Origin of the sequence: Dechloromonas denitrificans (genome assembly GCF_020510665.1) — a bacterium.
GTDB classification, from domain to species: domain Bacteria; phylum Pseudomonadota; class Gammaproteobacteria; order Burkholderiales; family Rhodocyclaceae; genus Azonexus; species Azonexus denitrificans_B.
Genome location: NZ_CP075187.1, coordinates 777,245 through 800,972 on the forward strand (window position 1 = coordinate 777,245; position 23,728 = coordinate 800,972).

Annotated in this window: 17 protein-coding genes; 15 read left to right on the plus strand and 2 right to left on the minus strand. The window is 59.4% G+C overall.

From position 1 onward, the window contains the following. Window positions 1–92: 92 nt before the first annotated feature. Window positions 93–1,565 (plus strand): IS1182 family transposase, encoded by a 1,473-nt coding sequence (locus tag KI614_RS03670; RefSeq protein WP_226405571.1) that lies wholly within the window; start codon window positions 93–95, stop codon window positions 1,563–1,565. A 119-nt stretch (window positions 1,566–1,684) separates the two neighbouring features. Here KI614_RS03670 and KI614_RS03675 read toward each other — a convergent pair whose 3' ends face one another. Further along, entirely contained in the window at window positions 1,685–2,395 is a 711-nt protein-coding gene (locus KI614_RS03675; protein WP_203468748.1) for a response regulator transcription factor, read from the minus strand. 164 nt (window positions 2,396–2,559) lie between these two features. On the opposite strand from KI614_RS03675, the gene KI614_RS03680 reads away from it, so the two are divergent. From KI614_RS03680 to KI614_RS03690, 3 genes are read left to right on the plus strand one after another with little or no spacing between them, the layout of a single operon-like run. Continuing rightward, window positions 2,560–2,949, plus strand: coding sequence for a hypothetical protein (locus KI614_RS03680; protein WP_226407964.1), 390 nt, complete (start codon window positions 2,560–2,562; stop codon window positions 2,947–2,949). Continuing rightward, window positions 2,946–5,690 (plus strand): response regulator, encoded by a 2,745-nt coding sequence (locus KI614_RS03685; protein ID WP_226407965.1) that lies wholly within the window; start codon window positions 2,946–2,948, stop codon window positions 5,688–5,690. The genes KI614_RS03680 and KI614_RS03685 overlap by 4 nt, the downstream gene beginning before the upstream one ends. Then, the gene (locus KI614_RS03690; RefSeq protein WP_226407966.1) at window positions 5,687–6,064 is read left to right on the plus strand and encodes a response regulator; all 378 of its coding nucleotides are present in this window, start codon (window positions 5,687–5,689) and stop codon (window positions 6,062–6,064) included. Before KI614_RS03685 ends, KI614_RS03690 begins: the two co-directional genes overlap by 4 nt. Before the next feature lie 15 nt (window positions 6,065–6,079). Here KI614_RS03690 and KI614_RS03695 read toward each other — a convergent pair whose 3' ends face one another. Then, window positions 6,080–8,287, minus strand: a complete 2,208-nt coding sequence (locus tag KI614_RS03695) for a SulP family inorganic anion transporter (protein WP_226407967.1) — start codon at window positions 8,285–8,287, stop codon at window positions 6,080–6,082. Between the two features lie 176 nt (window positions 8,288–8,463). Here KI614_RS03695 and KI614_RS03700 point away from each other — a divergent pair, with 176 nt between their 5' ends. The 11 genes from KI614_RS03700 (at window position 8,464) to KI614_RS03750 (ending at window position 23,678) form a co-directional block, all read left to right on the plus strand. After that, window positions 8,464–8,961, plus strand: a complete 498-nt coding sequence (locus KI614_RS03700) for a DUF3124 domain-containing protein (protein WP_226407968.1) — start codon at window positions 8,464–8,466, stop codon at window positions 8,959–8,961. A gap of 12 nt (window positions 8,962–8,973) precedes the next feature. Continuing rightward, window positions 8,974–10,014 carry a potassium channel family protein gene (locus KI614_RS03705; RefSeq protein ID WP_226407969.1) on the plus strand — a complete coding sequence of 347 codons (1,041 nt, stop codon included), beginning with the start codon at window positions 8,974–8,976 and terminating at the stop codon, window positions 10,012–10,014. A 78-nt stretch (window positions 10,015–10,092) separates the two neighbouring features. Beyond that, complete coding sequence (locus KI614_RS03710) at window positions 10,093–11,430, plus strand: citrate transporter (protein WP_226407970.1); 1,338 nt, start codon at window positions 10,093–10,095, stop codon at window positions 11,428–11,430. Window positions 11,431–11,433: 3 nt separating this feature from the next. Further along, complete coding sequence (locus tag KI614_RS03715; RefSeq protein WP_226407971.1) at window positions 11,434–12,789, plus strand: cation:proton antiporter; 1,356 nt, start codon at window positions 11,434–11,436, stop codon at window positions 12,787–12,789. Between the two features lie 75 nt (window positions 12,790–12,864). Continuing rightward, a complete protein-coding gene (locus tag KI614_RS03720) occupies window positions 12,865–13,167 on the plus strand; it encodes a c-type cytochrome (RefSeq protein WP_226407973.1) in 303 nt (100 codons plus the stop codon). A gap of 68 nt (window positions 13,168–13,235) precedes the next feature. Then, complete coding sequence (locus KI614_RS03725) at window positions 13,236–14,513, plus strand: MFS transporter (protein ID WP_226407975.1); 1,278 nt, start codon at window positions 13,236–13,238, stop codon at window positions 14,511–14,513. 31 nt (window positions 14,514–14,544) lie between these two features. After that, complete coding sequence (locus tag KI614_RS03730) at window positions 14,545–17,142, plus strand: PAS-domain containing protein (RefSeq protein ID WP_226407977.1); 2,598 nt, start codon at window positions 14,545–14,547, stop codon at window positions 17,140–17,142. 65 nt (window positions 17,143–17,207) lie between these two features. Beyond that, complete coding sequence (locus KI614_RS03735) at window positions 17,208–18,185, plus strand: efflux RND transporter periplasmic adaptor subunit (RefSeq protein WP_226407979.1); 978 nt, start codon at window positions 17,208–17,210, stop codon at window positions 18,183–18,185. Window positions 18,186–18,188: 3 nt separating this feature from the next. Further along, a complete protein-coding gene (locus KI614_RS03740) occupies window positions 18,189–21,410 on the plus strand; it encodes an efflux RND transporter permease subunit (RefSeq protein ID WP_226407981.1) in 3,222 nt (1,073 codons plus the stop codon). Continuing rightward, entirely contained in the window at window positions 21,407–21,637 is a 231-nt protein-coding gene (locus tag KI614_RS03745) for a DUF2892 domain-containing protein (RefSeq protein ID WP_203468761.1), read from the plus strand. The genes KI614_RS03740 and KI614_RS03745 overlap by 4 nt, the downstream gene beginning before the upstream one ends. A gap of 160 nt (window positions 21,638–21,797) precedes the next feature. Then, window positions 21,798–23,678 carry a putative bifunctional diguanylate cyclase/phosphodiesterase gene (locus KI614_RS03750; RefSeq protein WP_226407983.1) on the plus strand — a complete coding sequence of 627 codons (1,881 nt, stop codon included), beginning with the start codon at window positions 21,798–21,800 and terminating at the stop codon, window positions 23,676–23,678. Window positions 23,679–23,728: the final 50 nt, after the last annotated feature.

The following is a 23,728-nucleotide window of genomic DNA, read 5'->3' on the forward strand; positions in this document are numbered from 1 at the left end:
TTTCAAAGAAAAGGCCACGCAATTGCGTGGCCTTTTCAGACCGCTGACAAAGCCTCCAAGCGATTGGGGGCTTTATTTTTTATAATGTCGGCATGCTCAAACCTGCCTACCCCGCCCAAACGGAACTGGAGATGGTGACGTTGGAGCAATTGGTCCCGAAAGACCACTTGCTCCGGCTGCTCGACCAACACATCCGGTTTGATTTCATTCGTGAAGCGACCCAGCACCTGTATTGCGAGAACAATGGCCGACCGGCGATTGATCCGGTGGTGTTGTTCAAGATGCTGTTTATTGGCTACTTGTTCGGGATTCGCTCCGAGCGCCGGCTGGTGAAGGAAATCGAGGTCAATGTGGCTTACCGCTGGTTTCTCGGCTTTCGGCTGACGGACAAAGTGCCAGATGCCTCGACGCTGTCGCAGAATCGCCGTCGCCGCTTTGTCGGGACGGACATTGAGCAACGCATCTTTGACGGGATTGTCGAGCAAGCCATTGAGCATAAGCTGATTGGCGGGCGGGTGCTGTACACCGACAGTACCCACCTGAAGGCGAACGCGAACAAGCGGCACTTTGAAGTGCATCAGGTTGAGCAAACCCCTGCGGCCTACCTGGCCGAACTGGATGCAGCCATCGAAACGGACCGAGCCGCCGCGGGCAAGAAGCCGCTCAAGCGTGATGACGATGATTCGACACCGCCGATGAAGGAGGTCAAGGTCAGCACGGTCGATCCCGACGCAGGTTTCATGGCCCGCGACAACAAGCCGACCGGCTTCTTCTATCTGGATCACCGGACTGTCGATGGCGTGCATGCTTTGATCGTCGATACCCATGTCACGCCGGGCAATGTCCATGACAGCCAGCCCTACCTTGCCCGCCTGGATCGGGTCATGGAGCGCTTTGATCTGGCCGTGGGCGCCGTCGGGCTGGATGCCGGGTATTTCACCCCGCAAGTCTGCAAGGGCATTCTCGAGCGGGCACTGTTCGGGGTGATGGGCTACAAGCGACCCACACACCGCGATGGCTATTTCTACAAACGGGACTATCTCTACGATGCGGTCCAGGACTGCTACCGCTGCCCGGCCGGGGAGGTTCTACCGTACCGGACGACCAACCGGCTGGGTTATCGCGAATACGCCTCGAACCCGGCGCGGTGTGCCGATTGCGGCGTGCGCGGGCAATGCACGCAGAGCCGGAACCATCAGAAGCTCGTGACCCGGCATCTCTGGGAAGGTTTCAAGGAAGCGATCAACGCCAATCGCCTGAGCGACCTGGGCAAACGGCTGTACGCCCGGCGCAAGGAAACGGTGGAGCGCAGTTTTGCCGATGCCAAGGAGTTGCACGGCCACCGTTACGCCCGTTTCCGTGGCTTGGCCAAGGTGCAAGCGCAGTGCCTGCTCTCGGCGGCCTGTCAGAACATGAAGAAGATGGCCCTGTTGCTGGCCCGCAAGGCGGCAGCCTTATTGGCCAAAATCCTCGCACGAACCCGTTTTGCCGCCCCATTCGCCCGCCATCTTTGGCAGATCGGGGTTCCTAACCTGAATTTCAGAATCCGCCTCGCTTCGGCTTGAAGCCAGGAGTCTCCCTGATTTCCAACCAGAAAAACAAAACCCCCGAAAAATCGGGGGTTCGTCAGCAGTCTGAAAAGGCCACGCAATTGCGTGGCCTTTTTTGTTTCGGACAAATATTTTCAGGGGGATGTTTCAACCGGTGCGATGAAGACATAGCCTTGCAGGCGCAATGTCTTGATGAAGCTGCTGCCATCGGCTTGTTTGCCAAGAATGCGTCGAATCTGGCTGACGTGTACGTCAATGATCCGGTCGTAAGGTGTGTGTTCCCGTTTCAGGACCCGAGAGAGATGTTCGCGTGAGAGGGGTTCGAACGGGTGGTCGAGAAAGGATGAGAGCAGGGCGTAGCCAGGCACGCCGATCGGTGTCGGTCGGCCGTCTTGGTTGATCAGTTCGCGTGAGGCTGTATCCAGGGTCCATTGTCCGAAACGGATATGTCGCGCATCGTTGCGTGTCGGCAGAGCCGTACGGGCCTGACTGCGGCGCAGCAAGCCGCGGACTCGGGCCAGTAGTTCGCGCATGTTGCAGGGTTTGGGCATGAAATCATCAGCCCCGATTTCTATGCCAATGATGCGTTCGATTTCATCGGAGCGTGTCGAGTGAATCAGGACGGGGATTTCGGATTGCTGCCTCAGTTGTCGAAGCAGTTCCATGCCGTCTGCGTCGGGAAGGCTTAGGTCGAGGATGATGACGTCCGGGTTTTCACCCAGCTGGCGCCACATTGCAGCACCATTTTCGGCAAAGAGACATTCGATTCCTGCGGAGGCCAGGGTGGTCCGAAGGACGTGCCGTGTGCCAGGATCGTCTTCAACAATGAGCGCTGTCTGACGCATGATGCTCGATTTGGCCAAGATTAAAGGGCGAATTGTAATGCAATGAAAAGCATTAGGAATATTTTACGAATCTTAAAGCTGCTCTGCTTGTGCCTGACTGAATAATAATATCGGCTGCTCGGTGTTTATCGCACTTTTCCTTCCTTCCCCATTTCGGTTATCCAATGCCCATACCCGATGTACTTGATGGTTTTGATGTCCCTGCAGCTGTTGACCGCATGCTTGGTCAGCCAGCGTTGTGGCAGCAAGCCCTGGCTCTGTTTGTCGATCATTTTGCGGATTGGGAGACGTCTTGGCACGAGGCCGGCGACGATTTGATTCAGGAGCGCAAGCAGGTGCATGCATTGCGTAGCGCTGCGGCCAATGTGGGAGCGATTCGCCTGGCCGTGCGGGCGGCAGATCTGGAGTTGGCCGTGACATCCGTATCGAAGGGGGTGCCCGCCCATGGACTGGATGCCTTGCGCCAGCTTCTGCTCGATGAATTCAGGGGGACATGGAAAACAGCTTCCGTCGCACTGGTTTCGCTGACACACGATGCCGGAGGTTCAGCGTGAGTTTGCTGGAAAAACATTTTTCGTTGCGTGCCCGTTTGGCACGCATTAATTTGCGCATGCTGGCCGTGGCGATTGCCTTTGTTTCGGTTGCCGTACTGTTTGTGGCTGCTGGGGTCGGGTTTCATCGCTCGCTTGAAGACGGTCGGCGACATGTTTCGCACTTGAATGAGCAACTGGCCGCCGGCTTGTCGGCTAATGATCAAGTTGCGGTCGGTGCTGCATTTGCGTCCCTGCGAACCTTGCATGATGTCACTGCCGTTGTTTTGCTGCGCCAGGATCGTTCCGTATTCTTCTCGGACGAAAAAAATGCTGGGGAAAGCTCCTCGATACCGGCATTGATCCATTTGCCAGCAGGTTACAAATTTGGCTGGTCGAAACTTGACTTCATGGCCCCCGCGCAGCTCGGCGGGCAACAGGTCGGCTGGATAGGCCTGAGCCTTGATCTGGAAGATTTTTATCACGAACTGCTGCTGTATCTGGCGCTGATTCTGGTCAGTTTTGTGATTGCCCTGCTACTGGCCCTGCGCCTCCAGGCCCGGGAGCTTGACCGATTGATCGCTCCGCTGCAGGAATTCACCCGTTGCATGACGCAGGCGTCGACCGGCCATCCTGACATTCGGGCGATGGCCACCGGGATTTCCGAGTTCGATGTCCTGGCCCATGGCTTCAACAGCATGCTGGAGCAGATTCAGGAGCGCGATCACTGGTTGGCGGCCCATCTTGGTAGCCTGGAGCAATTGGTCGAACAGCGGACGCGTGAATTGCGGCATGCCAAGGACGCAGCCGAGGCGGGTAGTCGTGCAAAAAGCGAATTTCTGGCAACGATGAGTCATGAAATCCGCACCCCGATGAATGGCGTACTCGGGATGACCGAGTTGTTGCTCAACACGCCTCTCGACAGCAGCCAGCGGAAATTCGTCGAGGCCGTTGAGCGTTCCGGCAAGCACCTGCTGGGCATCATCAACGACATTCTCGATTTTTCGAAAATTGAATCGGGCAAACTGGAGCTTGAAGCTGCAGATTTCAGCCTGCGACGAGTGCTTGAAGAGTCGATCGAGTTGTTTGCCCAAGGGGCCAGGAAAAAGGGGCTCGAATTGCTGGCCGACCTGCCGCCGGGCGATGGTCCGTTTGTTTGTGGAGACTCGTTGCGACTGCGCCAGATTGTGGCCAATTTGCTGAGCAATGCCGTCAAGTTTACCGAGCGTGGCGAGGTGATCCTTCGCTTGAGTTTGACTGAGCAAACAGAAAAGCACCTGAAATTCACGTTGACCGTGTCAGACACGGGGATTGGTATTGCCCCCGAGGCACAGGAGAAGATATTCGAGCATTTCTCCCAGGCCGATGGTTCAACGACGCGCAAGTATGGCGGGACAGGTTTGGGGCTGGCCATTTGTCGGCGCCTGGTTGAAATGATGGGCGGAAGTTTCAGGCTGACCAGCTTGCTTGGCCAGGGTTCCTGTTTCGGTGTCGATTTGTGCCTGCCTGTCGCGGCTGCGCCCATCCTTCCCGCCGCCTTGCCCGAAGCGGCAATGAGCGGAGCGCGTCTGCTGGTGGTCGATGATCATTCGACGCACCGCAATATTCTTATTTCCCAGGTCGGCCGCGAAGGTTACCAGGTGGACAATGCGTCCTCCGGGCTGGAAGCTCTTTCCGGCATGCGTTCGGCGATCGATGAGGGGGAACCCTACAGTCTGCTGCTGATCGATCTGGAAATGCCTGATTTTTCGGGGCTTGATGTGGTTCGTGCCGTGCGCCTGGATTCGCGTTTTGCGTTGATGCGGATTGTCTTGTTGTCGGCTTCGTCGGACGGGATCTCGGAGGAGGAGCGCCTCAGTCTCGATGTCACGGCGTGCCTGGCCAAACCAGTGCGGGAAAGTGAGTTGCTTGCCGTGATTGAGGCGGCTCTCAGTCGCCGTCCCTTGCCTGTGGCTGGCTCAGGGAACGAGCGCCAGCGTTTGCGTGGCCGGGTGCTGGTCGCCGAGGATAATGAAAGCAATCTGATTGTTGCCTGTACGCATCTGGAGCGCGCCGGGCTTGAAGTACGAACGGCAGCCAACGGGCGTCTGGCCCTCGATCTCATGGCGGTCGAGAATTTCGATCTGGTCCTGATGGATTGCCAGATGCCCGAACTCGATGGTTTTGCTGCAACGCAGGCCCTGCGTGAGCGGGAAATCGGCTCCGGACGGCGGATTCCCGTCGTCGCATTGACGGCCAACGCCATGCAGGGAGATCGCGAACGCTGCGTTGCCGCAGGTATGGATGACTACCTGGCCAAGCCCTATAGCGGGGAGCAGATTCTTGCTGTCCTGAAGCGCTGGTTGCCGGTTGAGCGCCGCCAATCAGCGCCGCCGGCACCGGTTGCGGCGGTGCCGTTGCAGCGTGAGCCGCCGCTTGATCCTTCTGCGCTGGACAAGATTCGAGCCTTGTCGCCCGACAAATCCGACGTTTTGATTCGGCAACTGATCCAGGCTTATCTGAAGGGGGCGGCCCGAGAGTTGGCGCGTTTCGAGCAGGGCATTGAGGCGCAGAGCGCATCGACTTTGATCTCGGCTGCCCATGCGCTCAAATCAAGCAGTTTCAATGTGGGCGCCAACGGTTTGGCCGAGCGCTGCCGCGAAATTGAAATACTGGGCAATAACGCATCGATGGCGGAGATTATTGCCCGCGTCGAGGCCATGCGTGCCGAGTGGGGACGGGTTGAGGTGGCATTGAATGTGGTGCTGGCGGAGGTTGCAACATGAGTCGCTTGCCGTTTCGCGTTTTGGTGGCCGACGATGATCCAACCGTCGGCCTGTTGATGCAGGCTGCTCTGACTGAGCCTGACTTTGTCGTAACCGTTGTCGAAGAGGGGCTGGCCGCACTGACGGCTTTTCGTGCCGGAACGTTCGACCTGGTTTTGCTTGATGTCGAAATGCAAGGAATGGATGGGTTCGAAGTCTCTGCGGCCATTCGTGCAACACATGGCCGCAGCATCCCGATCATGCTGATTACCAGCCATTGCGATCCCGATTTCCTGGCGCGCGCCGAGAGCATGGCGCTCGGACATATTGCCAAGCCTGTCCAATGGCAAGCCTTGGCGGGGCTCCTGCTGAACCGGCTGAGTACCGCAGGTTGAATACCGTTTAAGTCCCTAGTATTCCTGCAACATCGCAATTTCAGTGTCGGCATGGCGCAGGCGAAGGGCCAGTGAGCGCGATATCGCGGTCAACAGCGTAAAAGCGAGCTTTTTGTGTTCGTCGGCCAGAATGTTGAATTGTTCCAGCGACAGGACGTAGAACTCGGTTTCCGTGCCGGCAATTGCATCGTTGCCGCGCGGCCGTCCATCCAGGAACGCCAGCCCGCCGAAAAAGTCGCCACGCCCGAAGGTCGCGATGTGTCGTGTCCGGCCGGCACCCAGCGGGGCAAAAATGCGGACCGACCCGCGCCGGATCAGGTACAGCGCATCACCCGGTTCGCCGCGCGCATAAATCGTTTCACCGGCCGCATAAATACGCTTGTCGAGGCGGGACTCCAGATCGGCCAGCGTTTCGTCCTTACGATTGCGGAACAGTTCCATTTCGGAAAGTTGCAGGGCCACTTCGGTCTCGATTTGGGCTTTTTCCTCTTCGCCCAGCAATCGGTCTTCGACCCATTCGATGGCGCTGTCGAGTTCGTTGAACAGGCGAACGCTGTTTTCATCTTCGGTAACGCCTGTCTGCTCAAGGAACTCGCGCAGATTTCGGCCGTTCGGCAGGTTCTCGCGGACATTCGACAAGAGCAGCAGCGCCTTTCGCTCGGCGAGTGAATTGCGCACTTGCCGTAGCAAATGGGCCGCCGTGACGTCGACCGATTGAACCCGCTTCATATCGAGAATGATGAAGCCGCGCGTTTTGATTTCCGGGTCCAGCTGGGCATACAGTTGTTGCGTTGTGCCGAAGAAGAGGCTGCCTTGCAATTCGAAAATCACCGCCTGGTCGCCCTTTTGTTCGAGGATGCGCGTTTCGGATTCCGGGCGATGCCAGTTTGACGACATCTGGTTGACATAGAACTTGTGGCGCACGACCGAGCCGCCAATCTGCTCGCGCAGGAAAAGCAGGATCGCCATCGCCACGCCAACGGCCGATGCCGCAATCAGGCCGATGCTCAAGGCGACCAGTACGACGGTGACGACCACGCCAAAATCGAAAACAGTAGCCGGTGACTGGATGAAGCGCAGCGGTTCGCGGTCGATCATGCGCAGTCCGACGACGATCAGGATGCCCGCCAGGGTTGCGACCGGAATCCAGGCGATGAAGCTGCTCAGCAGCAGGGCAAAGACCAGCGCCGAGATGCCTTCGACCAAGCCCGAGGCACGGGTCGTCGCGCCGCTCGACAGATTGACCAGCGTCGCGCCCATCGTCCCGGCTCCGGGAATGCCACCGACCGAGGAGGAGGCGACATTGGCAATCCCTTGGGCAACCAGTTCGCGGTTGGGGTCATGCTGGCTGCGCGTCATCTGGTCGAGGACGACGCAGGTTTTCAGGGTGTCGATTGAGAGTAGAACAGCCAGGGTCAGCGCGCTGCCGAGCAGTGCGGCTATTTGCGACAGGCGGAGATCGCCGATTTCGCCCCAGCGGCTGGTGATCGAGCTGAGGTAGCCATCGCCGCTGGCGCCGAGCGCACCAATGATCAGCGGGTTGCCGGTAACTTCAAAAAGTCTTGCATCCTGGGCGGCCAACACGAAGTAGGTGGTAATCCCGACGATGATGCCGATGATCGTCCCGGGGAGTTTTCGGGTCAGGCTGGGCCCCAGACTCATGGCCAGGATGGTTGCCCCGCCGACGGCGACGGCCCGCCAATCCCACAGCCAGGGAGAGACAATGGCATGAAACCAGTGGGTTGTCCCATCGACGCCGAGAAGCTTGTTGATCTGACTGCCGATGATGATCAGGCCGACGCCGGTCAGGTAGCCGCTGACAACCGGATAGGGGATGTATTTGATCAGTCGGCCGATGCCGACCATGCCGAACAGCACCTGGAACAGTCCGGCCAGGATGCCGAGCATCAGCAGCATCAGGATGATGTTGCCTTCCGGTACGCCTTGCCGGGTCAGCTCGATGGCGAAGGCGGAAAGCACGGCTGCCGCAGGCGCGCATGGTGCGCTGATCAGGCGGTCGGTGCCGCCCAGCGTCGATGCGATCAGCCCGATCACGGTTGCCCCGATGATGCCGGCCAGCGCACCGAGGGCGGCATGGCTGGGGGCGATGGCCGAGTAGATGGTGACACCGAAAGCGATGGCGGCCGGCAGGGCAACCAGCATGGCGGCCAGCCCGCCCCAGAAATCGCCGGTCATGTACAACTTCTTGAAGAACCCCTGCATCACGCTCCCCTGTTTTTAGATGCGCTTTTGATGATCTTACTGCTGTTCTTGCCCGTCGCGTAAGGCAAAAGCAGCGATGTCGCGGCGATCTCCGGAGAGCTATGGCAGAATTGTGGCGAATTCTGATATTCGCTTGCCGAACCAGTCGTGCGGGGAAAAAACAGAGCGGGGGAGTGATGAGACAATTCAAGTTCGGCCGAGCCTGCTGGCAGGTGCTCATTTTGGCCATGTTCACCTGGTCGACCGCAGCATTCGCCCAGGAGGCCCGGTCTTTGGTCAAGGCCCAGACGCTTTACCTGCCGGTCTATTCGCACATGCTTTACGGCAACCTGGGGAAAAGCGGCAAGGCCTCCCAGGTGCTCCTCTCCACGCTGGTCAGTGTTCGTAATACCGACAGCAAGCGCCCGCTGCGGGTCAGTTCGGCCAAGTATTTCGATACCAACGGCAAGCTGCTCGGCGAGCGAGTGCCGATCCCGATGCTGATTCCCCCGCTGGGAACGCTGGAGCTTTTTGTCGAACTGAATGATGCCTCGGGCGGTTCCGGTGCCAATTTCGTGATCCGCTGGGATGCCGAACAACCGATCAATCCGCCGCTGGTTGAGTCACTCCATGCCAACATGGATGGCGGCAAGGCAGTTATTTTCATGACCCAGGCCGTGCCGGTCAGCGACTAGGCGGACAGCGAATTGTCTGTCATCAACGCCAGCCAGACCGGCTACATCGTTCGTCTGGTTTATATCGCCGTCGGCATGCTGTTTGCCGTGCATGTCTTCGGGACCGTCGGTTACATGGTCCTGACCGAAGGCAAGTATTCCTGGTTCGACTGCTTTTACATGACCTTCATCACCGTGGCCACCATCGGTTTCGGTGAAATCATCGACATGTCGAGCAATCAGCCGGCCCGCATCCTGACCGTAATCATCGGCATTCTGGGCGCCGGCAACCTCTCGATGCTCTTCTCGGTCGTGACGGTGGCGCTGCTGGAAACAGATCTCAATGGAACATTGCAGAGAAAACGTATGGAAAAAGCGATCAAGAAACTGAAAGGGCATTACATCCTGTGCGGCTTTGGCCGCGTTGGCCGGAATATTGCGCACGAACTTGAAGCGACCAACCGCCATTACGTCGCCGTTGATGAAGACACCTTGCGCTTGCTTGAGTACAAGGAAAAAAGCCCGGGTTTCCTTTATCTGCATGGCGATGCCAGTGACGACGACATCTTGTTGGCGGCCGATCTCGAACACGCCAAGGGTGTCTTTGCCGTAACCGGCGACGATTCGCGCAATCTGATGATCGTCATTACCGCCAAGCAACTGAAACCCGATGTACGCATCGTGGCGCGCTGCCAGGAAACCCGGAATATCGAGAAAATGCGCAAGGCGGGGGCCGATGCCATTGTTTCGCCGGACTTTACCGGCGGCATGCGCATCGCTTCGGCCATGATTCGGCCGCACGTTGTTTCATTCCTCGATGAAATGCTCAAGTCGGAAAAGAATCTCCGGGTCGAAGAGGTGCTGGTGCCCGCCGGGTTCATTCCAAAACCGCTCGGGTCGCTCAAGTTGCGCAGCGCCAACTATGTTTTGCTGGCGGTACGGGAGCGGAACGGTAACTGGCAATTCAATCCGGATGGCGATTTTCTGCTCAAACCCGGATTCACACTGATTGCGATGGCCGGCCCGGTGGGACGGCTTGAAATCGAAACCCTGCTGATTGAAATGGCCGCCTGAGTTAAGGGTTTTCCACACTCGGCAGAGCTTTGGGGGTGGGTGTTAAAATCGGGCGAATATCAAAATTCCGGGATTCGCATGACACTCCGCCATCTTTCAGTTTTCGTCCTTGGCCTGATCGCCGCGCCTGCATTTGCTGCCAGTGGCCCGGCTGTCGCCGGCATTCCGGTTGATTTCATTCTCTTCGCGCTGACCCTGCTCGGGGTGGCGCTGTTTCACAACCACACCTTCTATGTCGCACTGACCGGGTTGTTCACCGTGTCAGTCTACAAAATCCTGTTCACGGGGTTCAAGACGGGCATCGGCGTGGCGGGCTTTTTCAGCCACCTGGGGCATGAGTGGGTGACGCTGGCCAACCTGTTCTGCCTGTTGATGGGGTTTGCCTTGCTGGCCCGTCATTTCGAGAAGAGCCACGTGCCGGTCATTCTGCCGAAATTCCTGCCGGATGACTGGAAAGGCGCCTTTCTGTTGCTGGTCATGGTCTGGTTCATTTCCAGCTTCCTCGACAACATTGCAGCAGCCTTGATTGGCGGTGCGATGGCGCACCAGTTGTTCCGGGCGCGTGTGCATATCGGTTACCTGGCGGGCATCGTGGCGGCATCGAATGCCGGCGGAGCCTGGTCGGTGGTTGGCGATACGACGACGACCATGATGTGGATTGCCGGCGTTCGTCCGGATCAGGTTTTTGAGGCGATTGTCGCGTCGACCGTGGCATTGTGTATCTGCGGCGTGATTGCCGCCAAACAGCAGCATGCTTATTCGCCGATCCTGAAAAATGCACATGACCATACCAAGGTCGATTGGGCGCGCGTCGGGATCGTGCTGCTGATTCTGGTTTTTGCAATTATCACCAACGTCCTGATGAATACCCGCTTCTCCTCGCTGGCAGAGAGTTTTCCGGCGATTGGCGTGGCTGTCTGGGCGGCGATCCTGCTGACGGTCGGTATTCGCCGGCCGGATTGGGAAATCCTTCCGGAAAACCTCAAGGGAACGATTTTCCTGCTCTCACTGGTGGTGATTGCCTCGATGATGCCGGTCGAGGAATTGCCGGCCGCTTCATGGCCGACCGCATTGGGAATTGGTTTTGTCTCTGCCGTGTTCGACAATATTCCGCTGACCGCCCTGGCGCTCAAGCAAGGCGGCTATGACTTCGGTTTCCTGGCCTATGCCGTCGGTTTTGGCGGCTCGATGCTGTGGTTCGGCTCGTCGGCCGGGGTGGCGCTGTCCAATATGTACCCTGAAGCCAAGTCGGTCGGTCAGTGGATGCGCCACGGCTGGCACGTTGCCGTGGCCTATGTGGTCGGCTTCTTCGTCATGCTCGCCGTGCTCGGCTGGCATCCCGAGACAATCGTTGCCAAGGGCGATGCTGGAGCCGTTGTCGAGTCGGCTCACGTCGTTCCTGCCGAGGTGAAGTAAACCATGTCCCTGCCTTTGCGTCGCTTGATCCCCGTGGTGTTGCTGGCAGCTGCCTGGCCAGCCTTGGCGGCAGGCTCCGACGTGATTGGCGAAAATCTGTTGTGGCTGGCCATCATCATCCTGTCCGCCCGTTTCTTTGCCCCGCTGGCCCAGCGCATCGGCTTTCCTGCCGTGCTGGGCGAGTTGCTGCTCGGCGTGGCGCTGGGCAATCTCGGTTTGTTCGGGATTGAGTATTTCGACAGCATTGCCCGCGATCCGATCATCATGTTCATGGCGGAGCTCGGGGTCATCATCCTGCTGCTCCAGATCGGCCTGGAAACCCGGCTGGGTGATTTGGTCAGCGTTGGTGTGCGTGCTTCGGCTGTCGGCACCGTGGGAATCATCGTGCCATTCGCCCTTGGTGCGTTTGTCGTTGGCCCGTTGCTGTTGCCGGGCAAGGATTTCAATGCCTACCTGTTTCTCGGGGCAACGTTGTCGGCCACGTCGGTCGGCATTACCGGACGGGTGTTCCGCGATCTGGGCCGGCTGAAAATGCCTGAGGCGCAGATCGTCCTCGGTGCTGCGGTGATCGACGATGTGCTGGGGCTGGTCATTCTGGCCGTCGTTTCCAGCCTCGTTCAGGCCGGGAGCGTCAGCTTCGGCCAGGTGGGGATGATCATCGGTGAGGCCGTGCTTTTCCTGGGCGGCTCGATTGCCCTGGGTCGGGCGATTGCGCCGCACCTGCTGCGTCGGGTGTCGCGCCTCGATGACAGTCACTCGATGCTTTTTTCGATGGTTTTGGCCGTTGGCCTGTTGATGGCCTGGCTGGCTCATGCTGTCGGCCTGGCGCCGATCATCGGTGCTTTTGCCGCCGGCTTGCTCTTCGAGCCGGTTTTCCTCAAGGAGTTCGAGACGCCAAAGATGGTTCAGGAAATCGAACCCTTGCTTGGCCCCGAACTGCCGGCCGGTCGTCTTGCCGAGATTCGCGCCGTCCTGACGCGCCATACGCATCACCAGCATGAACATTTGATCGAGCCGATCGGCTTCTTCTTCGTACCGGTATTTTTCGTGTTGACCGGCATGCAGGTCGATCTGGCGACGCTCGGCGATCCGCAGACAGTCGTGGTTGCCCTGGGAGTTACCGCGGCAGCTGTCGTCGGTAAATTGCTGGCCGGATTCGCTGCCGGCAAAGGCCAGAACCCTTGGGTGGTCGGTTGGGGCATGGTTCCCCGCGGTGAAGTCGGCCTGATTTTTGCGATGGTCGGCAAGTCGCTGGGGGTGATGAGTGAAACGATGTTCTCGGTCATTGTCATCATGGTCATTCTGACCACCTTGCTGACGCCGCCTGTTCTCACGGTGTTGTTGCGCCGCAAGGGGTAGGTTGCGTTTCATCTCCGGGTTAGACTGCGCAGGCAAGCCGGCATTCGACTGGCTATCAACGACCTGGAGGTTTGCATGAAACATTGCATCGCATTGCTCGGCCTGTCCGTTGCCATGATGGGGGGCGCGCTGGCCTCGGAAGATCTGGCCAAAGCCAAGAACTGCATGACCTGTCATTCGGTCGACAAGAAGATTGTCGGCCCGAGCTACAAGGATATCGTTGCCAAACGAGGTGCCGAGAAAGGTGCCGAAGCAGCGCTGGCCGCCAAGATCAAGGGCGGCAGCAAGAATGAGTGGGGGATGGTCCCGATGCCGCCGAACAATGTCAGCGATGCGGAAGCCGCCACGCTGGCCAAGTGGGTTCTGACGCTCAAGTAATTCCCGTTCCATCCAGAGCGCCCGTCAAGAGCGCCATATAACTAAAAATCCCGATTCGGAGAGACAGCATGAAAAGCCTTAGCCCGGCGCAGCGGCGTAGTCGCTGGTGGATTCTTGGCGTTGTCGCGGTGACCTACGTCCTTTCGTTTTTTCAGCGCTTTGCGCCCGCTGGCATTGCCCAGGATCTGGCTGCCTCGTTCCAGACCTCCGCGGCTTCTCTGGGCGTACTGGCGGCGACTTATTTCTACGTCTATACGGTGATGCAGATCCCGACCGGTATTCTGGCCGACACGCTCGGGCCGCGCCGGATCTTGGTGCTCGGCTGCTTGATCGGCGGCATCGGCAGCTTTCTTTTCGGTTTTGCACCGACGCTCGATCAGGCCTTGATGGGTAGAACCCTGGTGGGTCTGGGCGTATCGGTGACGTTCATTGCGATGCTGAAACTGGTGGCCGTGTGGTTTGAGGAGAATCGCTTTGCGACCCTCGTCGGCGTCTGCATGTTGATTGGTAATCTGGGCTCCGTGCTGGCTGGCGCCCCCTTGTCGACCCTGGCTCAAATCACCGGCTGGCGCGGTGTGTTCATTGGGGTCGGCGCCGTATCGCTGGTTTTGGGCGTGTTGTGCTGGATCATGGTGCGGGATAGTCCGCAACAGCATGAAGGAGGAAGCCGGCCTGTCTTTGACCGGACTGTCGTTATTTCAGGTTTGCTGTCGGTGATTCGGAATCGCGCCACCTGGCCTGCCGCTCTGGTTAATACCGGGATGTCGGGGTCTTTCTTCACGTTTGCCGGATTGTGGGCGACACCTTATCTGGTTCAGGTGCATGGCTTGTCGCGTGCCGTAGCGACGACCCATTTGTCGCTCTGGTTTGGCGGATTTGCCATCGGATGTTTTTTCATCGGCACGATTTCCGACCGCCTCGGCCGCCGGAAGCCGGTGCTGATCGTCACGTCCCATGTTTTTGTGGCGATCTGGCTGGTTCTGCTGTCCTGCATCACGATGCCACTATCGCTTTCCTACGCGCTTTTCGCCCTGCTGGGACTGTCGACCGCAGGATTCAGTTTGACCTGGGCTTGCGCCAAGGAAGTGAATCCTCCTTTGCTGTCCGGCATGTCGACCAGCGTGGCAAACATGGGGGGATTCATGGCCGGGGCCTTGCTCCAGCCGCTGGTGGGCTGGGTCATGGATAGAGGTTGGCAAGGCGCCATGGTGAGTGGCGCCCGGTTTTATGATGTGGCCGCCTGGCAGGGGGGCGTGCTGATTGTGACCCTGTGCGCAGCCATGGGCGCGGCGGCAACCTGGTGGCTGGTGGAAACCGGTTGCAGGAATATCTGGAAATCTGACTAAAGTTGTAGTTTCATAGCACTGGGAGCTGACTATGACTTTAGGCAATACCAGTGAAGACCGAAGCAGGCCGAGCGGGCGCAATTGGGCGCTCGTTGGTGCTGCAGTGGGTTTTGTGCTGGTTGCGTTGCTCGGCGCCTATGTGGCTTACGTTGTCGAGCGCTCGGCTCGCCAGCAGAATGAAATTCAGGCGCGCCAACTGGCTTCTGCCGTTGCTCATGACCTGGGCGGGCGCCTGGATCGTTCGCTGTCGGCGGCTGGCGCCTTGGCTGCCGTGTTGCGGCAGGGGGGCGGGCGGATCGACCATTTTCCGCTGTTGGCGCGTGAACTGATCGAGCAATTTGGTGGCATTACAGCCCTGCAGCTGGCCCCCGGCGGGGTGATCAGCGATGTCGAGCCACTGGTCGGCAATGAGCGGGTTATCGGTTTCAGCCCTTTGGCCGATCCCCTTCAGGGGCCAGAGGCGCGTCAGGTCATCGAGCGCCGGGCGCTTGGGTTGACCGGGCCGTTCGAACTGCGTCAGGGCGGCGTCGGCGTGGTTGGTCGCAATCCGGTGTTTATCAAGGACAAGGCGGGCCATGAGCAATTCTGGGGATTGATCCAGGTCCTGATCCGGGTTCCCGATTTGCTCTCGGCGACCAAACTCGATGCCATTGAAACCGCCGGTTATGGGTTTGAATTGTGGCGTGTGCGTCCCGGTACGCAGGAGCGCCATGTTTTTGCCCGCACCTCGGATCGTCCGCTCGATAGTCCCGTCGATAGCCCGATTGTCGTGCCGAACGGTGAGTGGATCTTGAGTGTGGCACCGGAGGGCGGCTGGTATTCATGGCGCAGCTTGTTGCTGGATAGTCTGGCGGTCAGCCTGCTGGCATCGTTTGCCGGGTTCGTCATTTATCTGCTGTTGCATCAGCCGCAACTGTTGCGACGGAAAGTCGCCGAACAAACCCTTGCGCTTCGCTTGTCGGAAGAGAAATACCGCGAATTGGTCGAGTCGGCGGCAAGCATCCTGTTGAAATGGGACAAGGATGGCAACATTCTTTTCCTGAATGAATTCGGCCTCGAATTTTTTGGTTTTGCCGAACACGAAATCATCGGTCACTCGGTGATTGGAACAATCGTTCCGGTGCAGGAGTCTTCCGGTCGGGATCTGGTTCGGTTGATGAGTGATATTTTCGAGAACCCGGCTGCTTACGAAAGCGGCTTGAACGAGAATATCCGCAAGAATGGCCAGCGCGTCTGGGTGGCCTGGCGCAACCGCATCGTGCGCGATGAAGCGGGGCAGCCGATCGGTGTCTTCAGCGTTGGCATCGACATGACCGACCGCCTGCGCATCGAGCGGGAAAAGAAACTGGCCAGCGAGCAACTGGCCATGCGCCACCAGTGGTTGCGCTCGGTGCTCGAACACTTTCCCGGCGGTGTCTCGGTGGTGGATTCTGAGTTCGGCCTGGTGGAATACAACCACCAGTTCCAGGAGTTGCTGGCCTTCCCTGATGAATTGCTGACCCGTCCGGGGGTGACGCTGATCGACCTGATTCGCTTCAATGCCGAACGAGGCGAATACGGTCAAGTTGATATTGAAACCTATATGACCCAGGCGGTGGCCCAGCTGAAGCTGAATGTGCCCCACCGCTTCGAGCGAACCCGGCCGGATGGTTGTGTGCTGGAGGTGCGCGGCACACCGCTGCCGGACGGCGGGTTTGTCAGTTCTTACGTCGATGTGACTGAACGCAAGCAGGCCGAGGCCGAGCTGCGTGCGGTGAATGCTCGCTATGAGGCACTCAACCAGGAGCTGGAGTTGCGGGTCGATGAACGTACCGAGCAATTGCACAATGAAACGGAAGAGCGTCGGGCAGCAGAAAAGGCGCTGGCCCGCAATGAGCGCATGGCTTCGCTGGGCGGCCTGGTAGCCGGCGTGGCGCATGAAATCAATACGCCGATTGGCAATGCCCTGATGGTGGCGACCACCGTCCAGGATCGTATCCGCACCCTGGCCCGCCTGGTCGATGAGGGCCAGTTGCGGCGCTCGGTGCTGGATGGGTTCATCACCGACCTGCGTGACTCGGGTAGCCTGATTGAGCGCAATTTGCACCGGGCCGCCGAATTGATCCGCAATTTCAAGCAGGTGGCGGTTGATCAGACCAGTGATCGGCGGCGCCATTTCGATCTGGCAACCGCGCTGGATGAAATCCGCATGACACTGGCGCCGCGCTTTCTGCTGTTGCCGCAGGAACTGGTGCTCGATGCGGAGTCCGGGATACCGATGGACAGCTATCCCGGCGCCCTCGGGCAGATCATGACCAATCTGGTCGAAAATGCCCTGCTGCATGCCTTTGCCGGGCAGGACGATGGGTGCTTGCGCGTCACGGCCCGACGCTGCGGCGAGGCTTCGGTCGAGCTGGTTTTTGAAGATGATGGCCGGGGGATTCCCGAGGACACGCAGGGCCGGGTTTTCGATCCCTTCTTCACCACGCGCCTGGGCCAGGGCGGCAGTGGTCTGGGCTTGTCAATCGTGCTCAATCTGGCGCGTGACTTGCTTGGTGGCGATATCGTCATGAGCAGCACGGCCGGGTGCGGGACGCGCTTCGTCCTGACGATTCCCCGCGTCGCCCCGATTCCCGCCAGGCACGACTGAGCGACTCGTTCCGGAGCGGTGGGCCGGCTTTGGTCGATACACTAAATTAGTGTATTCTTATATAAATGAAAGCAAATCTGATTTTCGGGCTTTTTCTGGCGTTGACCGCAGCGGTCCAGGCTCAGACCCTGCCTGTCGTGACCGTCCAGCTGCATCCGGTTGATTTGAGTTTTCCGGCCGATTCGCTGGTCGAAGCCGTGCAGCAGGCGACGGTCGGTGCCCAGGTGGCTGGCCGCGTGCTTGAGGTCAGGGCGGATGCCGGCCAGCGCGTCAAAAAAGGCCAACTGCTGATGCGGATCGATGCGCGTGAGGCGGAGGAGTCGATGCGTGCAGCCGAGGCGCTGCAGGCCAATGCCAAGGTCAATTACGAACGCACGAAAAGCCTGGTGGCGCAGAAGTTCATGAGCCCGGCGGCGCTCGACAAGGCGCGGGCCGAGCTGGATTCAGCCAATGCCAATCGTGCCGCAGCCGGTGCCAGCCAGAGTCACGCCAGTATCGTCTCGCCGATCAATGGCGTCGTTGCTCGCCGCCATGCCGAAATGGGCGACATGGCGACGCCTGGCAAGGCACTGTTTACGATCTACGAGCCGGAGGATTTGCGGGTCACGGCCAGCGTGCCGCAAGCCCGATTGAAGGACATGCGTACGGTCAGGGCGGCGCGGGTTGAGTTTCCGGAACTGGGCAAATGGGTCGACGCTGTTGCGGTCAACCTGTTGCCGACGGCTGATTTGACAACCCATGTCGCCCAGGTCCGGGTCAGTCTGCCGGCCATGCCGGAAGCGACGCCGGGTATGTCGGCGCGGGTCCATTTCGTGATCGGCCGGGCCGACAAGCTGACCGTGCCGATGGCCGCGGTGGTGCGGCGCGGTGAAGTGGCCGCCGTTTATGTGCAAATGCCGGATCAGCGTCTCAGCCTGCGCCAGTTGCGTCTGGGCGAAGTGGTCGGGGCCGGCGAGGTCGAGGTGCTGGCCGGCTTGGCCAGTGGCGACAAAGTGGTGACCGAGCCGGTCAAGGCAGCCATTCAGCTGAAGTCGGGAAAGTAGGCGATGGGCCGCGCCAATCATTCTTCGCCGGGTATTTCCGGGCGTATCGCCGCCGCCTTCCAGGCTTCGCGGATGACGCCCTTGCTGGCGCTGGTCGCCTTCCTGATGGGCATTTTTGCCACCTTGGTGACACCGCGTGAAGAAGAGCCGCAAATCGACGTGACCATGGCCGACGTGCTGGTCGCCTTTCCCGGAGCGTCGGCCAAGGATGTCGAGAATCTGGTAGCTCGCCCGGCCGAGCAGGTCTTGTCGCGCATGCACGGTGTTGAACACGTTTATTCGATGTCGCGGCCGGGCATGGCGGTGATCACCGTCCAGTTCGATGTCGGGGTCAAATACAACGACGCAGTACTGCGTCTGTACGACACCGTGCATTCGCATCGCGATTGGCTGGCGCCCAATCTGGGCGTCCAGGAGCCGGTGATCAAGCCGCGTGGCATCGATGACGTGCCCATCGTTTCCCTGACTTTCTGGAGCAAGGATGCCGAGCGTTCGGCTTTCGACCTGCAGCAGGTGGCTCGTGCCGTCGAGATCGAACTGAAGCGGATCAAGGGGACGCGCGATGTGTCTACCCTCGGTGGGCCGGAGCATGCGATCCGTGTGCTGATGGATGGCGAGCGAATGAACGCCTATGGTGTGACGCCGCAGGACATTGCCGGGGCGCTGAAAATGTCGAATGCTCTGCAGTCGTCCGGCAGCCTGATCGCCGGCAACCGCGAAATGCTGCTGCAAACCGGGACTTACCTCGAATCGGCGGCCGATGTGAAACAGCTGGTTATTGCCGTGCGCGGCGAGGCCGGCAAGCGGACCCCGGTTTTCATGAGCGATGTGGCCACGGTCCAAGATGGGCCGGACCAGCCTCGGGCTTATGCCTGGTTTGGTAGTCGGGAGGGGGAGTTTCCTGCTGTCACCTTGCAGCTTTCCAAGCAGCCCGGCGTCAATGCCGCCGATGTGGCCAGTGCCGCGGTCAACCGGATAGAAAGCCTGAAAAACACCGTGATTCCGGAAGGCATCGAGGTCAGCGTGACGCGCAATTACGGCGAAACGGCGACCGAGAAGGCGCAGAAACTGATTGGCAAGCTGATCTTCGCGACGGCTTTTGTCGTCCTGCTCGTTTTCTTCGCGCTCGGCCGGCGCGAGGCGGTGATCGTCGGCGTGGCCGTGACGCTGACCCTGGCTGCGACGCTGTTCGCCTCGTGGGCCTGGGGTTTCACGCTCAACCGCGTTTCATTGTTTGCCTTGATTTTCTCGATTGGTATCCTGGTCGATGACGCGATTGTCGTGGTTGAAAATATCCATCGCTGGCAGGGTCTGCATCCGGAAAAAACCTTGCTGGAAATCATTCCCGGTGCGGTTGATGAGGTCGGCGGGCCGACCATCCTGGCAACGTTGACAGTGATCGCCGCGCTCTTGCCGATGGCCTTTGTGACCGGCTTGATGGGGCCGTACATGAGCCCGATCCCGATCAATTCGTCGATGGGCATGGCCATTTCGCTGGCCGTCGCTTTCATCGTCACGCCGTGGTTGGCGGCGAAATTGATGAAGTCGCACGGCGATGCGCCCGGTGCACCCAAAGTCTCGAAACTCGACGCCCGGCTCGATGCCACTTTCCGCAAGCTGCTGACGCCCTTCCTCGATCCGCTGACCGGCGGGACTGCCCGCATCAAGCTGGCCATCACCGTGGTGCTGCTCATTCTCGGCTCGGTGTCGCTGGCCTACTTCCAGCTCGTCGTGCTGAAAATGCTGCCTTTCGACAACAAGAGCGAGTTCCAGGTGATTGTCGATCTGCCGGTCGGTACGCCGCTGGAAGAAACCGCGCGCGTGCTGCACGAGATCGGCGCCGAACTGGCGCAGGAGGCCGACGTGGTCAATTACCAGGCCTACGCCGGGACGGCCAGCCCGATCAATTTCAATGGCCTGGTGCGCCAGTATTACCTGCGCTCGGCACCTGAAAAGGGCGATATCCAGGTCAATCTGGCCGACAAGCATCACCGTTCGCGGCAGAGCCACCAGATTGCCGTTGCCCTGCGCGAACGCATCGAGGCAATCGGCCAGCGTAACGGCGGCGTCGCCAAGGTGGTCGAAGTGCCGCCCGGGCCGCCGGTTGTCTCGCCGATCGTGGCAGAAATCTACGGGCCGGACATGAACGGGCAACGAACAGTCGGCAAGCAGGTGCGTGCCGCCTTCGCGCAGACAGCGGACATTGTCGCGGTCGACGACTATATCGAGGCCGATTCGCGAAAAATCGTTCTCCACGTCCTGCAAAGCAAGGCGGCACTGCTCGGCGTGGCCCAGAGCGATATCGTCGGGGTGGTCGGCATGGGGCTGGCCGGGCAGGATGTGACGCCGGCCCGCAACGCCGACTCAAAATTCGAGATCCCGGTGCGCATTGCCTTGCCGGCTGAAAAACAGTCCTCGCTCGATGCCTTGCTCAAGCTGCGCGTGCGGGCGCGTGACGGCCAGTTGGTGCCGGTTTCGGAACTGGTCGAGGTGCGCGACCAGGCGCGCGAAAAGACGATTTATCACAAGGACCTGCTGCCGGTCGTCTATGTCGTCGGCGACATGGGCGGCAAGCTTGACTCACCGCTCTACGGCATGTTCGACATCCGTTCGAAAATCAACGGCATGACACTCAAGGAGGGGGGCACGCTGTCCGAAACCTTCATCCGCCAGCCGCAGGATCCGTATGCCGGCTACAGCGTCAAATGGGATGGCGAGTGGCAGGTGACTTACGAAACCTTCCGCGACATGGGCATCGCTTACGCGGTCGGCCTGATCCTGATCTACCTGCTGGTCGTGGCCCATTTCGGCAGTTATCTCGTGCCGCTGATCATCATGGCGCCGATTCCGCTGACCATCATCGGCGTGATGCCCGGCCACGCACTGTTCGGCTCGCAATTCACCGCCACCTCGATGATCGGCATGATCGCGCTGGCCGGCATCATTGTCCGCAACTCGATTTTGCTGGTCGATTTCATTCGCCAGCAGGTCGACGCCGGGATGAATTTCCACGATGCGGTGATCCAGTCGGCCGCCGTCCGGGCCAAGCCGATTGCGCTGACCGCACTGGCGGCGATGCTCGGCGCCTTGTTCATCCTCGACGATCCGATCTTCAACGGGCTGGCACTCAGCCTGATCTTCGGCATCCTGGTGTCCACGCTGCTCACGCTGGTGGTTATCCCGGTGCTCTACTACGCCGCTTTCCGCAAGGAGTATCAATCATGACCATCGAACGCATCATCCGCATCATGGCTGGCTTTTTTGTCCTGCTGTCGCTGGCGCTGGGCTATCACGCCAGCCCGGTTTTTGTTTCGGAATGGTTTCTTGCCTTTACCGCGTTTGTCGGCTTCAACCTGTTGCAAAGCGGGTTTACCGGGTTTTGCCCGCCGGAAAAGCTGCTGGCTCGCCTGGGTGTCAAGAAAAGTGCTGGAAAGGGTGGCTGTTGTGGCTGAAAAAGCGACAAATCTTATTGATATCAAGGCTTAGTATCCGGCGCTAAGTATCTGTCCTATATGCCTTTGGCGTGCTTCGTGGCGCTGGAGAATTATATGCTGAAACATTGTTGTGTCTCGGTTAAACTGCCGGCCTCAAAAAGGGTTTGGTAACACAATCTTGATTCACAATCCGGTCGTTGCCGGCCGTCGGCTTATCGCTGTTTCGCTGAGTGTCATCGCGCTGCTCTGGCTCTCTGCCGTCTTCGGACTGGCAGACTGGCACGCTTCACCGTTGTCTGCCACCTCCCTGGTTTCTTTCCTCCTGCTCGCCTGTGCCGGCTTTTCCGCTTACTTGTTGCGCCATGCCGGGCAGCAACTCGAGTTGCATCGAACCCTGGTCAGTCATTCGTCCGAGGCGATCATGCTGACCGATGCCAACTTGCGGATTGTCGCGGTCAACCCGGCGTTTGAACGGATTACCGACTTTTCCGCCGCGGACGTGATCGGTAATAAACCAAGTATTTTGAGCTCGGGCCGGCATGGCCCCGATTTCTATCAGTCGATGTGGACAGCGATCCGCGAGTCTTGCCGCTGGGAAGGCGAAATCTGGAATCGGCGCAAAGGCGGCGAGATTTACCCCCAGCAATTGACCATCAGTGCGATCCGCCAAGGCCGTCGCGAGACGCTGACCCACTATGTCGCCGTTTTCGCCGATCTCAGCGCCCGCAAGGCGCAAGAGGCGCGCATCGAATACATGGCCCATCACGATCCGCTGACCGGCTTGCCCAACCGCCTGGCGCTCAACCAGCTGCTGGAGTCGGCCATCCCCGCCATTCGTCGCAATGCCGGACAGCTCGCGGTGCTGGTCATCGATCTCGATAATTTCAAAACGGTCAATGATTCGCTCGGCCATCACGCCGGCGACAAGTTGCTCTGCGAAGTGGCGTCGCGCCTTCGCCGGGTACTCGGCGCGGGGGAGCATGTCATGCGGCTCGGGGGCGACGAGTTCGTCGTTGTGCTCGAAGCGTTTACCTGCGAAAGCCGGGTGGTTGAAGTCGTGCACCAGTTGGTGCGCGAAGTCAGCGAACCTTGCCTGGTCGACGGCTGTGAATTGCATACCAGCCCATCGATCGGAATTGCCCTGTTTCCGAACGATGGTGACTCTCCTGAAACATTGATACGTAATGCCGATACCGCGATGTATTACGCGAAATCGACCGGCCGTAACAATTACCAGTTTTTTGCCGCCCCGATGAACGCGGCAGCCAACAAGCGCCTGCATCTTGAAAACGAGTTGTGGAAGGCGCTGGCCGAACGCCAGTTGGTGCTGCATTACCAGCCGCAGGTGGATTTGCCGAGCGGTCGGGTGGTTGGCCTGGAGGCGCTGGTCCGCTGGCAGCATCCCGAGCGCGGCATGATCCCCCCGGCTGATTTCATCCCGGTGGCGGAGGAAAGCGGCTTGATTCTGCCGCTCGGTCACTGGGTGCTGCGGACGGCCTGCGAGCAGGCGCGTGCCTGGCTCGATCAGGGCATCGACCTGGGGGAGATCGCCGTCAATATTTCGGCCCTCCAGTTCCGCCAGCCGGAGTTTGCCCAGTCGGTCAAAGCCATTCTCGACGAAACAGGCTTGCCGGCCAGCCGGCTGGAGCTTGAAATCACCGAGAGCGTCGTGATGCACAGCGCCGATTCCTCGATCAGCGTGTTGAACGAATTGAAGGCGATGGGCGTCAAGCTGGCGATTGACGATTTCGGGACCGGCTATTCCTCGTTGTCCTACCTGCGCCGTTTCCCGGTTGATCGTCTGAAGATCGACCACAGCTTCGTGGCCGATGTCGAATCGGACGGCGATGCCGCATCGCTGGTCTCGTCGATCATTGCGCTCGGCCGTTCGCTCGGCCTGAACCTCGTTGCCGAAGGCGTCGAGAGTCCGGGGCAGGCGGCCTTCCTGCGCGACATGGCTTGCGAACGGGTGCAGGGCTTCCATTTCTTCCGTCCGGTTGCCGCCGATAAAATTGTCGAACTCGATGCTTTTCTCGGCGCGACGGCCAAAAAGCATTAAGCGCTTGACCGGCCGGCCGGCTCCCCTAAAATTCGAGCCTCACTGACTCG

Bases quoted from the DNA above. Each gene is read 5' to 3' on its own strand.
- KI614_RS03710 (WP_226407970.1), top strand. From the start codon at position 10,093: ATGACACTCCGCCATCTTTCAGTTTTCGTCCTTGGCCTGATCGCCGCG.
- KI614_RS03735 (WP_226407979.1), top strand. From the start codon at position 17,208: ATGAAAGCAAATCTGATTTTCGGGCTTTTTCTGGCGTTGACCGCAGCG.
- KI614_RS03740 (WP_226407981.1), top strand. From the start codon at position 18,189: ATGGGCCGCGCCAATCATTCTTCGCCGGGTATTTCCGGGCGTATCGCC.
- KI614_RS03745 (WP_203468761.1), top strand. From the start codon at position 21,407: ATGACCATCGAACGCATCATCCGCATCATGGCTGGCTTTTTTGTCCTG.
- KI614_RS03715 (WP_226407971.1), top strand. From the start codon at position 11,434: ATGTCCCTGCCTTTGCGTCGCTTGATCCCCGTGGTGTTGCTGGCAGCT.
- KI614_RS03730 (WP_226407977.1), top strand. From the start codon at position 14,545: ATGACTTTAGGCAATACCAGTGAAGACCGAAGCAGGCCGAGCGGGCGC.
- KI614_RS03680 (WP_226407964.1), top strand. From the start codon at position 2,560: ATGCCCATACCCGATGTACTTGATGGTTTTGATGTCCCTGCAGCTGTT.
- KI614_RS03720 (WP_226407973.1), top strand. From the start codon at position 12,865: ATGAAACATTGCATCGCATTGCTCGGCCTGTCCGTTGCCATGATGGGG.
- KI614_RS03700 (WP_226407968.1), top strand. From the start codon at position 8,464: ATGAGACAATTCAAGTTCGGCCGAGCCTGCTGGCAGGTGCTCATTTTG.
- KI614_RS03690 (WP_226407966.1), top strand. From the start codon at position 5,687: ATGAGTCGCTTGCCGTTTCGCGTTTTGGTGGCCGACGATGATCCAACC.
- KI614_RS03675 (WP_203468748.1), bottom strand. From the start codon at position 2,395: ATGCGTCAGACAGCGCTCATTGTTGAAGACGATCCTGGCACACGGCAC.
- KI614_RS03670 (WP_226405571.1), top strand. From the start codon at position 93: ATGCTCAAACCTGCCTACCCCGCCCAAACGGAACTGGAGATGGTGACG.
- KI614_RS03725 (WP_226407975.1), top strand. From the start codon at position 13,236: ATGAAAAGCCTTAGCCCGGCGCAGCGGCGTAGTCGCTGGTGGATTCTT.
- KI614_RS03695 (WP_226407967.1), bottom strand. From the start codon at position 8,287: ATGCAGGGGTTCTTCAAGAAGTTGTACATGACCGGCGATTTCTGGGGC.